The organism is Micromonospora sp. MW-13, from assembly GCF_003434305.1.
Classification (GTDB): domain Bacteria; phylum Actinomycetota; class Actinomycetes; order Mycobacteriales; family Micromonosporaceae; genus Micromonospora.
On the sequence record NZ_QKKX01000061.1, the window covers coordinates 1 to 12,009 of the forward strand.

At 73.2% G+C, this 12,009-nt stretch carries 11 protein-coding genes; 9 read left to right on the forward strand and 2 right to left on the reverse strand.

Features of this window, described 5'->3' with window-relative positions:
- The first annotated feature begins 175 nt into the window (after positions 1-175).
- Positions 176-1,747: an MFS transporter gene (locus C5N14_RS25740; protein ID WP_117671546.1), complete on the forward strand. Its 1,572-nt coding sequence runs from the start codon at positions 176-178 to the stop codon at positions 1,745-1,747.
- Positions 1,748-1,758: 11 nt separating this feature from the next.
- Positions 1,759-2,367: a TetR/AcrR family transcriptional regulator gene (locus C5N14_RS25745; protein ID WP_117671548.1), complete on the forward strand. Its 609-nt coding sequence runs from the start codon at positions 1,759-1,761 to the stop codon at positions 2,365-2,367.
- Between the two features lie 30 nt (positions 2,368-2,397).
- On the opposite strand, the gene C5N14_RS25750 is transcribed toward C5N14_RS25745, so the two are convergent.
- Positions 2,398-4,317 carry a helix-turn-helix domain-containing protein gene (locus C5N14_RS25750; protein WP_117671550.1) on the reverse strand — a complete coding sequence of 640 codons (1,920 nt, stop codon included), beginning with the start codon at positions 4,315-4,317 and terminating at the stop codon, positions 2,398-2,400.
- 14 nt (positions 4,318-4,331) lie between these two features.
- A complete protein-coding gene (locus C5N14_RS25755) occupies positions 4,332-5,114 on the reverse strand; it encodes a 3-hydroxybutyrate dehydrogenase (protein WP_117671552.1) in 783 nt (260 codons plus the stop codon).
- A 205-nt stretch (positions 5,115-5,319) separates the two neighbouring features.
- On the opposite strand from C5N14_RS25755, the gene ruvC reads away from it, so the two are divergent.
- From ruvC to C5N14_RS25790, 7 genes are all read left to right on the forward strand, one after another.
- Positions 5,320-5,847, forward strand: coding sequence for a crossover junction endodeoxyribonuclease RuvC (gene ruvC, locus C5N14_RS25760; RefSeq protein WP_117671554.1), 528 nt, complete (start codon positions 5,320-5,322; stop codon positions 5,845-5,847).
- Positions 5,844-6,446, forward strand: coding sequence for a Holliday junction branch migration protein RuvA (ruvA, locus tag C5N14_RS25765; RefSeq protein WP_117671556.1), 603 nt, complete (start codon positions 5,844-5,846; stop codon positions 6,444-6,446). The genes ruvC and ruvA overlap by 4 nt, the downstream gene beginning before the upstream one ends.
- Complete coding sequence (gene ruvB, locus C5N14_RS25770) at positions 6,443-7,513, forward strand: Holliday junction branch migration DNA helicase RuvB (protein ID WP_117671558.1); 1,071 nt, start codon at positions 6,443-6,445, stop codon at positions 7,511-7,513. The genes ruvA and ruvB overlap by 4 nt, the downstream gene beginning before the upstream one ends.
- A gap of 194 nt (positions 7,514-7,707) precedes the next feature.
- Complete coding sequence (gene yajC / locus C5N14_RS25775; protein ID WP_117671560.1) at positions 7,708-8,001, forward strand: preprotein translocase subunit YajC; 294 nt, start codon at positions 7,708-7,710, stop codon at positions 7,999-8,001.
- A 243-nt stretch (positions 8,002-8,244) separates the two neighbouring features.
- Positions 8,245-10,134 carry a protein translocase subunit SecD gene (gene secD / locus C5N14_RS25780; RefSeq protein ID WP_117671562.1) on the forward strand — a complete coding sequence of 630 codons (1,890 nt, stop codon included), beginning with the start codon at positions 8,245-8,247 and terminating at the stop codon, positions 10,132-10,134.
- 1 nt (position 10,135) lies between these two features.
- A complete protein-coding gene (gene secF / locus C5N14_RS25785) occupies positions 10,136-11,326 on the forward strand; it encodes a protein translocase subunit SecF (RefSeq protein WP_117671564.1) in 1,191 nt (396 codons plus the stop codon).
- 103 nt (positions 11,327-11,429) lie between these two features.
- Positions 11,430-11,996 carry an adenine phosphoribosyltransferase gene (locus C5N14_RS25790; RefSeq protein ID WP_117671566.1) on the forward strand — a complete coding sequence of 189 codons (567 nt, stop codon included), beginning with the start codon at positions 11,430-11,432 and terminating at the stop codon, positions 11,994-11,996.
- Positions 11,997-12,009: the final 13 nt, after the last annotated feature.

The window sequence follows — 12,009 nt, forward strand, 5'->3', positions numbered from 1 at the left end:
CGGGGCACAAACCTGACGCAAACCTCTTGATCACCGCGAAAGGGCGTGGGGGTGATGTGGGGCACAAACGATACGGGGCGGTTCCGTATCGAAAAAACCTCGCTTAGGCTCGCTGGCGTTACGAGTCTAACCCGTTTCGTATTTGCGCCGCGGGTGAACCGGGGGAGAGCCGGCCATGCAGCTGCACGAGAACACCGGACATCCGAGGAGGTGGGCGATTCTCGGGGTGCTGGTGATCAGCCTCCTCGTCGTCGTCCTCGACAACACCATCCTCAACGTCGCCCTGCGCACCCTCGCCGATCCCGTGCACGGTCTCGGCGCCAGCCAGGGCGAGTTGGAGTGGTCCATCAACTCCTACACCCTGGTCTTCGCCGGCCTGCTGTTCACCTTCGGTGTGCTCGGCGACCGCGCCGGGCGTAAGCGGTTCCTGGTGGCCGGACTGGTGTTCTTCGGCCTCGCCTCGCTGCTGTCCGCGTACGCGCAGAGCCCCGGCCAACTGATCGCGGCCCGCGCGCTGATGGGACTGGGTGGCGCGGCGATCATGCCGGTGACCCTGTCGATCATCTCCAACGTCTTCGACCCCCGGGAACGTGGCCGGGCGATCGGCATCTGGGCCGGCGCGGTCGGCCTTGCCGTGGCGATCGGCCCGATCCTCGGCGGCGCGCTGCTGGAGCACTTCTGGTGGGGCTCGGTCTTCCTGATCAACGTGCCGGTCGTCGTGCTCGGCGTGGTCCTGGTCGCCCTGCTCGTCCCCGAGTCCCGCGACCCCGACCCGGGCCGGGTCGACGTTCCCGGCGTGCTGCTGTCGGTGGTGGGCCTGGTCGCGTTGACCTACGGCATCATCGACGGTGGCGAGCACGGCTTCGACCGGCCGCTGGTGTGGGCGTCGATCGTCGGCGGCGTGGCCGTGCTGGCCTGGTTCGTGGTGCTGGAGCTGCGCAGCGACCACCCGTCGCTGGACGTCCGGCTGTTCCGGGTGCCGCAGTTCGCCGCTCCGGTGGCGATGGTCGGGCTGATCTTCTTCGCCGCCATGGGCGTGATGTTCTTCAGCTCGTTCTACCTGCAACTGGTCCGCGGCTACAGCCCGCTGGAGACCGGCCTGCTCTTCCTGCCCTTCGCCGCCTCGCAGCTCATCTTCGCCCCGCGCAGCGCGGCGATGGTCCGCAGATACGGGGGCAGGGCGGTCGCGGTCGTCGGCCTGGCGCTGACCGTGGTGTCGCTGGGGGCGTTCGCGTTCGTCGACGGGGGTACGCCGATCTGGATGGTCCTGGTGTTCTTCTTCCTCCAGGGCGCCGGGATGGCGAACATCATGCCGCCCGCCACCGAGTCGATCATGTCGGCGCTGCCGAGGCAGAAGGCGGGGGTCGGTTCGGCGGTCAGCAACACGGTCCGGCAGGTCGCCGGCGCCCTCGGCGTGGCCGTGCTCGGCTCGGTTCTGTCGGCGCTGTACCGCCAGGACGTCGCTCCGGCCCTGCTGGGCCTGCCCGCCGCGGCGCACGAGGCGGCTGGTGAGTCGATCTCCGGGGCGTACGCCGCGGCCGGACAGCTCGGCCCGGCGGGGCCGACGCTGGTCACGGCGGCCAACCAGGCCTTCGTCTCGGCGATGCACTGGGCGGCGGCGCTCTCGGCGGCGGTCGCCGCGTTCGGCATCGTGGTGGCGCTGCGCTGGATGCCCGGGCGGGACCAGGGCCAGCCACCGGCCGTGGCGCCGGTGACCGGGAAACCGGAGTTGGCCGGAACCGCATAGGTAAGGGAAGAATGTCGGACATGACTTCCGCCGCCGACGCTCCCCGGTCGCCCGGCCGACCGCGGAGCGCCCGTGCGGACGAGGCGATCGTGGAGGCGGCCCTCGACCTGCTCGCCGAGGGCAGCACGATCGAGGCGCTCTCCATCGAGGCCATCGCCGCCCGGGCCGGGGTGGGCAAGGCCACCATCTACCGGCGCTGGCCGGGCAAGGACGCGCTGCTGCTCGACGCGCTGCGCCGCCTCAAGGGCGTCCTTCCGCAGCCGACCGGGAACTCCGTCCGGGACGACCTGGTGCTGCTGGTCGGCGCGGTCGGGCACAACATCGACCCCCGGGCCGCGAAGATCATGCCGTGCCTCGTGCCGGAGGTGAACCGTAGCCCGGACCACTTCCGGATCTACCAGAACATCATCGAGCCCCGCCGGCAGCTCATGCGTGAGGTGCTCCGCTGGGGGGTACGCAGCGGCGAACTGCGCGCCGACCTCGACATCGAGGTGGTGATGGCCCTGCTCACGGGGCCGATGCTGGTGCAGCGGATGCTGCGCTGGAACCCCGAACTGGACGACGACTCCCTGCCCGGCCGGATCGTCGACGGCGTCCTGAACGGCATCCGGGCCCACTGACCCCGTGCCGGGGGCCGCAGCGGGTGGGCGTCAGCGGTTCGGCTCGCGGAGCCGGTGCAGGCGCAGCGCGAGCTGCACCTCCAGGGCCCGCTCGGGCCGTTGCCAGTCCGCGCCGAGCAGCTGGCCGACCCGCTCCAGCCGCTGGGTGACCGTGTTCACGTGCACGTGCAGCAGTTCGGCCGCGCGGGCCAGGCTGCCGCCCACCCCGAAGTACGCCTCCAGGGTCTTCACCAGCGCCGTGCCCCGCCGGGCGTCGTAGTCGACCACCGGCCCCACCGTGCCGGCGAGGAAGCGGGCCACGTCCCGGTCGCCGGCGTCGCCGACCGCGCCCAGCAGCAGCCCGACGAAGCCCAGCTCGGCGGTGCTCGCCCCCTGCCCGGCCCGGCCCAGCGCGCCGAGCGCGGACAGGCAGCGGCCCGCCTCCTGGAAGATCGCCGCCAGCGACGCCGGGTCCGTCGAGGGGCCGCTCGCCCCGGCGGTCACCGGCCGCCCCGTCACCCGGGCCAGGTCCCGGGACACCGCGCGGGCCGCGCCGCCGGCGTCGGCGCCGGGCAGCATCAGCACCACCCGGCCGTCGCGTGCCGCGGCCAGCCCGCCCCGGGTCGAGGCGTACGTGGTGGCCCAGGACAGGGCCCGCTGCCGGGCCGATCCGGTCGCGGCGATCGCGTCGTCACCGACCGCCACCAGCACGTGCGGGGCGTCCAGGTCCACCCCGAGCCGCCGGGCCCGGCTGCGCAGCGCATCGGTGTCGGCCAGCGGCCGGGCGATCAGGTCGTCGAGCAGCTCCCCCCGGACCCGGCCCTCGGCCTCGGCCACCGTCCGGCGGAACAGCAGCAGCAACGCGGTCACCAGCGCCGCCCGCTCCAGGATCCGCTGGTCGGCGTCGACCAGCTCGCCGTCGGGGCGCAGCACCAGCGCGCCCAGGTTCTCCGCGCCGGCCACCACCGCCGCGTACCAGACCCGACCCCGCCGTACGCTGCGTCCCTCGGTCCGCGACGCGGCCACCGCCTCGACCAGGTCCGCCCGGTCCGGCTCGTCGATCTCGCCCACCCGGGCCAACCGCCGTCCCTCGGCGTCCAGCGCCAACAGCGCCCCGCCGAGCACGTCGGTGACCGCCGACGCCACGTCCTCGACCCCGCCGCCGCGCAGCACCAGCGCCGTCATCCGGTCGTGCGCCGCCGCGGCCCGCTCCACCGAGCTGCTGTGCGCCCGGATGGTGGTGTTGGCCGTGGAGAGCTCCTCCAGCGCCGAGCGGGTCTCCGCCAGCAGCCGGGCGGTGTCGATCGCCACCGCCGCGTGCGCGGCGAGGGAGACCAGCAGCGACACCTCCTCCCGGGCGAACGGCCGGGCGGAGCGGTTGGCCGCGTACAGCACGCCGATCGAGGTGGGGCCCAGCCGCAGCGGCACGCCGAGGATCGCCACCAGGCCCTCCTCGCCCACCCCGGCGTCGATCTCCCCGGTGTGGTGGAAGCGCTCGTCCTCGGGGTAGTTCGCGGTGACGTACGGGGTGCCGGACTGCGCCACCAGCCCGCCCAGGCCGGCGCCCATCGGCAGCCGCAGCCGCTGGAACCGCGCCGAGATCGACCCGTCGGTGACCCGCATGTACGTGTCGCCGCGTTCGTCGTCGTCGAGCGTCATGTACGCCACGTCGGTGCCGAGCAGGCTGCGCGCCCGGTGCACGATCGCCCGCAGCACGGCGTCGAGGTCGCGCAGCCCGGCCAGGTCGCTGGCCGTGTCGTACAGGCCGGACAGCTCGGTTTCCCGGCGGCGCCGCCGCTCCAGCAGTGCGCGGACCCGCAGCGCGACCACCTTGGCCTGCTCCAGTTCGGCCAGCCGGTCGGCGGGCAGGCCGGCGGTGCGCGCGGCCACCAGCGGCCCCTCGAACTCCACCGCGGCGGCCTCCCGGGCGAGCAGTTCCAGGAACTCCACCGGCGACGACATGACCGACATTGTGCGCGAGGCCACTAGTTCGCCGTCCAGCCCCCGTCGAGGGCGATCGAGGCGCCGGTGATGAACGCCGCCGGCGGCGAGCAGAGGTACACCAGCAGCTCGGCGACCTCCTCCGGCTCGATCAGCCGCTTGATCGCCGCCCGGGCCAGCATGATCTTCTGCACCACCTCGGCCTCGGGTATGCCGTGGGTGGCGGCCTGGTCGGCGATCTGGCTCTCCACCAGCGCGGTCCGCACGTACGCCGGGTTGATGCAGTTGGCCGTCACGCCGTGCGCCGCGCCCTCCAGCGCGACCACCTTCGACAGCCCCTCCAGGGCGTGCTTGGCCGAGACGTACGCGGCCTTGTACGGCGAGGCCCGCAGCCCGTGCACGGAGGAGATGTTGACGATGCGGCCCCAGCCCCGGGCGTACATGTGCGGCAGCGCCCGGCGCACGATCAGGAACGGCGCCTCCACCATCACCCGGTGCAGGTGGGCGAAGCGCTCGGCCGGGAAGTCCTGGACCGGGGCGACGTGCTGCAACCCGGCGTTGTTGACCACGATGTCGACGTCGGCGTCGAGCCGGTCCACCGCCGCCGGGTCGGCCAGGTCCACCCCCTGCGCCCGGCCGCCCACCGCGTCGGCCACCACCTCGGCCGCCTCGACGTTGCGGTCCACCACCAGCACGGACGCGCCGGCCGCGGCCAGCCGCAGGGCGCAGGCCCGGCCGATGCCGCTGCCACCGCCGGTCACCAGGGCGGTGCGACCGGTCAGGTCGACGTGTACGACGTGGGGGACCGCCACGGGTTCTGCCGTCATGGCGCATGAAGTTACGAGCTGTGTGGCCGAGGGCACATGGGGCGGCGACACATACTCGCCACCGCGACTGTGTGGTGGACGGCCCACCCGGCCCCCGGCCACCCGGAGCCCCGGGTGCCCCGGCGTGTCCCCGGCGGGGGGTGTCCGGGGCGACCAGTAGGGTGTCGAACACACGTACTGCTGGCGGCTGGGGGAGGGAGGCGGCGTGCGCGTGCTCGGCGTCGACCCGGGGCTGACCCGGTGCGGGGTCGGCGTGGTCGAGGGCGTGCCGGGCCGGCCCTGCACCCTGGTCGCCTACCACGTGGTCCGCACCGACCCCGGCGACGACCTGCCGCTGCGCCTGCTGCACCTGGACCGCTCGCTCACCGACCTGGTCGCCGAGCACCGGCCGGACGCCGTCGCCGTGGAGCGGGTGTTCAGCCAGCACAACGTGCGCACCGTGATGGGCACCGCCCAGGCCAGCGGGATCGCCGTGCTGGCCGGCGCGCGGGCCGGCCTGCCGGTACAGACGTACACCCCGAGCGAGGTCAAGGCGGCCGTGACCGGATCCGGCCAGGCGGACAAGGCGCAGATGACGGCCATGGTCACCCGGCTGCTGCGGCTGCCCGAGCCGCCGAAGCCGGCCGACGCGGCCGACGCGCTCGCGCTGGCCATCTGCCACGTCTGGCGCGGCGGCACCCGCTCGAAGCTGGCCGAGGCGGCCGACCGGGTACGACGAGGAGGAGCACGATGATCGCCAGTGTGCGCGGCACGGTGACCGCGACGGGCCCGGACCACGCCGTGGTCGAGGTCGGCGGGGTGGGCCTGGCGGTGTACTGCGCCCCCGGCACGCTCGCCGACCTGCGGGTCGGCCAGCCCGCCCGGCTGGCCACCAGCCTGGTGGTCCGGGAGGACTCGCTCACCCTCTACGGCTTCGCCGACGACGACGCCAAGCAACTGTTCGAGCTGCTCCAGACCGCCAGCGGGGTCGGCCCCCGGCTGGCCCAGGCGGTGCTCGCCGTGCACCCCCCGGACGCGGTGCGCAAGGCGATCGCCAACGCCGACACGGCGGCGCTGACCCGGGTGCCGGGCATCGGCAAGAAGGGCGCCGAGCGCCTGGTGCTGGAGCTGCGCGACCGGATCGGCCCGGTGCCGGTGGGCGCCGACGGGGCGGCCGGGGTGACCGGGGGCGCCTGGCCCGAGCAGGTCCGCCAGGCCCTGGTCGGGCTGGGCTGGACGGCCGGCCAGGCCGACCAGGCGGTGGCCGCCGTGGCGGAGACCGTCGACGGGCCGCCCCCGCCCGTGCCGGTGCTGCTCAAGCAGGCCATCCGGCTGCTCGGCCGGACCCGATGACGGGCCCCGACGGCAACCTCGTCTCGGCGTACGTCAACGACGCCGAGCGGGACGCCGAGGCCAGCGTCCGGCCGAAGCGGCTGGCGGAGTTCATCGCCCAGCACCGGGTCCGCGACCAGCTCGACCTGCTGCTCCAGGGCGCGATGCGGCGCGGCTCCCCGCCCGACCACATCCTCCTGTCCGGCCCGCCCGGCTTGGGTAAGACCACCCTGGCGAACATCGTGGCGGCCGAGCTGGGCGCGGGCATCCGGGTGACCAGCGGCCCGGTGATCGAGCGCTCCGGCGACCTGGCGGCGATCCTGACCAGCCTCGCCGAGGGCGACGTGCTGTTCATCGACGAGATCCACCGGATCGCCAAGCCGGCCGAGGAACTGCTCTACAGCGCGATGGAGGACTTCCGGGTCGACGTGGTGGTCGGCAAGGGCCCGGGGGCCACCGCCATCCCGCTGGACGTCGAGCCGTTCACCCTGGTCGGCGCGACCACCCGGTCCGGCCTGCTGACCGGGCCGATGCGGGACCGGTTCGGCTTCGTCGCGCACCTGGACTTCTACTCCCCGGCCGATCTGGAGGTGCTGCTGCGCCGGTCGGCGCACATCCTCGGCGTGCCGATCACCGACGACGGCGCCGTCGAGATCGCCGGCCGGTCCCGGGGGACCCCCCGGATCGCCAACCGGCTGCTGCGCCGGGTGCGGGACTACGCCGAGGTCCGGGCCGACGGCGTGGTCACCGTAGAGACCGCCCGGGCCGCCCTGACGGTGTACGACGTCGACGCGCTCGGGCTGGACCGGCTGGACCGGGCCGTGCTCACCGCGCTGGTCGACTCGTTCCGGGGCGGGCCCGTCGGGTTGTCCACCCTGGCGGTGGCGGTGGGGGAGCAGCCGGACACGGTCGAGGAGGTCTGCGAGCCGTTCCTGGTCCGGGCGGGGCTGCTCGCCCGGACGCCCCGGGGGCGGGTGGCGACTGAGGCGGCCTGGCGGCACCTGGGGCGTACCCCACCGAATGGTACATTTGGCGCCGATGCTCCTGTCGTTCCCGATCTGTTCTCCGCCGCACCTGATCAGCCGTGATCCGAACGTGATCTGCGCCGCATTCGGCGTTCCCAGGTGCAGGGACTAGACTTCGCCGCGGTTTGTACAGGACGTGAGAATCCGCCTCCGCTCCGGTGCCCCTCGTGCCGGGCCGGAGGCCAATCGGAAGGTCAGTAACCGTGCACTACGCAGCAGCGGGTGGAGGGGGAGTCGGCGGTCTCACGCCGATCCTCATGATCGCCCTGCTCTTCGGCGTCATGTACTTCATGATGATCCGCCCCCAGCAGAAGCGCCGCCGCGAGGCGGAGCAGATGCAGTCCGCCATCGCCCCCGGCGACGAGGTGGTCACCATCGGCGGTCTCTACGGCACGGTCGCCGGCGTGGACGACGAGACCGTCCTGCTCGAGGTAGCCCCCGGCGTGCAGACCCGGTACGCCCGTCCCGCCATCGCCCGGGTGGTGAGCAAGGCCGAGCAGGTCGAGTCGACCGAGCCGGTCAGCGAGGACGCCGAGACCGTCAAGGAGTGACCGCCTCCCCGACGGGGCAGCGGAGACGCCGTTAAAACTGGATAGTTGGGTCGACACCCGACGCCGACACCCGAAGGCTGCCGGCCGGCGCCCCCGCGCCGGTCGTGGTCAGCCGTGTCGGCGTCGCGTCGCCGGCCCGGACACCCGTCGCCGGTACCCCCGGCCCGACACTCGCGCCGCCGCCTCGGCAGCGCGACCGTAACAGGGAGACAGACAGCCGTGGCACCACCACCTCAGGGACAGATGCGGCCCGGACGGCAGCTCGCCGTGCTCGGGCTCATCTTCGTCGTCCTCTATCTCATGGTGTTCTTCTCGGGCGGCGCCAGTGGTGGCTTCAAGGACCGGCTGGAGCCTCGGCTCGGCCTGGACCTGATCGGCGGCACCCGGCTGACGCTCGAGGCGACGAACAGCATCGACGGCAAGCCCCCGACGGCGGAGAACCTCGAAGAGGCCCGCCAGATCATCGAGAGCCGGGTCAACGCCTACGGCGTGGCCGAGGCCGAGGTGGTCACCGAGGGCAACCGGAACATCGTCATCTCCCTGCCCGGTGAGAACCGCGACCTCACCGACGTCGGCAGCGCCGCCGAGCTGCGCTTCCGCAAGGTGCTCAAGGTCGCCGACGGCAGCGGCGCGGTGGCTCCCCCGGCCGCCACGCCGGCCCCGGCCCCGTCCGGCAGCGCCAGCCCCAAGCCGTCCGGCAGCGCCAGCCCCAAGCCGTCCGGCAGCGCCTCGGCCGGGGCGAAGGCGAGCGCGTCGCCGAGCGCCGGCGGACAGGGCGGCGGGGCGCCGGCCCCGAGCGCCAGCGCCTCCGCGCCGGCCTCGCCGAGCGCCGCCGCACCGTCGCCCAGCGCCAGCGCCGAGCCGGTGCCGCAGGGTGTCGAGGAGCAGCGCAAGGCCGTCCAGCAGAAGGTGGGGGCCGCCGCCTGGCAGGCCGCGACCGCGCTCCAGGCCCCGGCCGATCTGACCACCGACCCGTCGCTGGGCGAGAAGCTCAAGCCGTTCGGCACGCTCTCCGCGCGTGAGGTCGCGGTGCTGCCGGCGGAGATGCAGTTCAACGTCCCGACGATCGGCTGTGCCCAGCTCGACCAGCGCCCGGCGGCGTCGATCAAGGACGAGAAGCAGAAGGCGGTCGCCTGCGAGGACGGCGTCCAGAAGTACCTGCTCGACGTGGCGAAGGTGCTCGGCACCGACGTCGGCGACGCCAACGCGGTGCTCGACCAGACCAGCTCCTGGGTGGTCAGCCTCGACTTCAAGGGCAAGGGTCAGGAGAAGTGGACCAGCCTGACCCGGGAGGCGTTCACCAACGAGGGCCAGGCGTGCGACCAGACCGCGCTGGGCCAGGACGGCAAGTGCCGGGTCGCCGTCGTCCTCGACAACAAGGTGGTCTCCTCGCCGGAGATCCAGGGCGTGCTGACCGGTGACTCGCAGATCACCGGCAGCTTCGACAACAAGGCGGCCAGCGCCCTCGCCAGCCAGCTGCGCTACGGCGCGCTGCCGGTGACTTTCGAGCCGCAGGAGCAGCAGAACGTCACCGCCACCCTCGGCGCCAGCCACCTGCGCGCGGGCCTGCTCGCCGCCGGCATCGGCATGCTGCTGGTCATCATCTACTCGTTCTTCTACTACCGCCTGCTCGGCTCGGTCATCTTCCTGAGCCTGGTGCTGTCGGCGCTGCTGGTCTTCGGCGCGCTGGTGGTGCTCGGCCGGCAGATCGGCTTCACCCTCACCCTCGCCGGCATCGCCGGCATGATCGTCTCGCTGGGCGTGGCGGCGGACTCGTTCGTCATCTACTTCGAACGGCTCAAGGACGAGATCCGCGAGGGGCGCAGCCCGCGCAGCGCGGTGCCGCGGGCGTGGATCCGGGCCCGCCGCACGATCATCTCGGCCAACGCGATCACCCTCATGTCGGCCGTGGTGCTCTACGTCGTCTCGGTCGGCGCGGTGAAGGGCTTCGCCTTCGCGCTCGGCCTGGCCACGGTGCTCGACCTGGTCGTGGTCTTCCTCTTCCGTCACCCGATCATGACGATGTTCGCCCGGACCCGGGCGTTCCTGTCCCCGCGGGTCAGCGGTCTCGGCCGCGCCCTTCCCGCGCGGACCGAGCAGGCCACCCGCACCTCGCGCGTCAAGGAGGCCTGAGATGGCTAAGACTGGATTGGCGAGCCGCCTCTACCGGGGCGAGGCCGGCCTCGACGTCATCGGCCGGCGCAAGCTGTGGTTCACCGTCGCCGGGGTGCTGATCCTGATCTCGGTGCTCAGCTTCGCCGTGCGGGGCTTCAGCCTGGGCATCGAGTTCGCCGGCGGCAACTCGTTCCAGGTGCCGGCCAGCGTCGGCACGCTGGAGCAGGCCGAGGAGAAGGTCGACGCGGCGCTGGCGAGCGCTGCGGGTGGTGCCGAGGTGGTCACCGCGCAGAAGGTCGGCGGCACCGGCGGCGACTACTACGAGATGCGTACCTCGCAGCTCAACGCCGAGCAGGCCAACGCGGCCAAGGCGGAGATGGCCCGGGCGTTCGGCATCCAGCCGGACCAGATCAGCGGCAACCAGGTCAGCGAGGCGTGGGGCAGCCAGGTCACCTCCCGGGCCATGCTGGGTCTGGTGATCTTCGTCGCGCTGGTGATGGTCTACCTGATCCTGCGCTTCGAGTGGCGGATGGCGGTGGCGGCCGTCTCCTCGCTGTTCATGAACCTGATCCTCACCGCCGGCATCTACTCGCTGGTCGGATTCGAGGTGACCCCGTCGACGATCATCGGGTTCCTCACGATCCTGGGCTTCGCGCTCTACGACGTGGTGGTGGTCTTCGACAAGGTCCAGGAGAACACCCGGGGCATCACCGCGAACAACAACCAGACGTACGGCGAGGCGGCCAACCTGGCGATCAACCAGAGCCTCATGCGGTCGCTGAACACCTCGGTGGTGGCCCTGCTCCCCGTCGGCGGCCTGCTGTTCATCGGCGCCGGCCTGCTGGGCGCGGGCACCCTGAAGGACCTCGGCCTGGTGCTCTTCGTCGGTATGGCGGTCGCGTTCCTGACCTCGATCCTGCTGGCCACCCCGCTGCTGGTGCTGCTGAAGAACTACGAGCCGCGGATCCAGGCGCACAACAAGCGGGTGCTGGCCCGGCGGGGCGCCCTGGCCCGGGGCGAGATCACCCCGAAGGGTGCGCCGCGCCCGGCCGGGGAGGACGACGAGCCCATCGACCCGGAGGAGGCGGCCCTGGCCGGGGCCGCGCCGAAGGTGGGCGCCCGGCCCGCCGGCAAGCGCGCGGGCGGAGCCCGGGGCGGTCGCCCCGCCGGCGGCGGCGGTAACCGGCCGGGCGGCGCGAAGCGCCGCTGACGCGACCGGGGAGACACCCACCGGAGACGGTGACGACGGCGTCCTTCATGCTGTGCGAGCGGCGTGGAGGACGCCGTCGTCGTACGAAGGGAGACGGGACCGCGTGACGGAGACGCACAGCGCCGGGGTACGGGGAGACAGCGGCCCGCAGGTCGCCGAGTTGGTCGCCAGCCGTGTGCTGGACGTGCCGGACTTCCCGAAGCCCGGCGTCATGTTCAAGGACCTGATGCCGCTCTTCGCCGACGGCACCGTGTTCGGCCAGGTGGTCGACGGGATCGTGGCGTACCACGGGCGGGAGTCGTTCGACGCCGTGGTCGGGATCGAGGCCCGGGGCTTCGTGATCGCGGCGGCCGTCGCGTACGCCACCGGGGTCGGCGTGGTGCCGGTGCGCAAGGCCGGCAAGCTGCCCCGCCCCGCCTACTCGGCCTCGTACGCGCTGGAGTACGGCGAGGCGACGCTGGAGCTGCACGAGGACGCGTTCACCGCCGGGCACCGGGTGCTGGTGGTCGACGACGTGCTCGCCACCGGGGGGACCGCCGAGGCCACCCTCGACCTGGTGGAGCGGGCCGGCGGCACCGTCGCCGGCTTCACCGTGCTGCTGGAGCTCGGCTTCCTCGGTGGCCGGGAGCGGCTCGCCCCGCGGCCGGTGCACGCCCTGCTCCAGGTCTGAGCGGCCCGTGCCG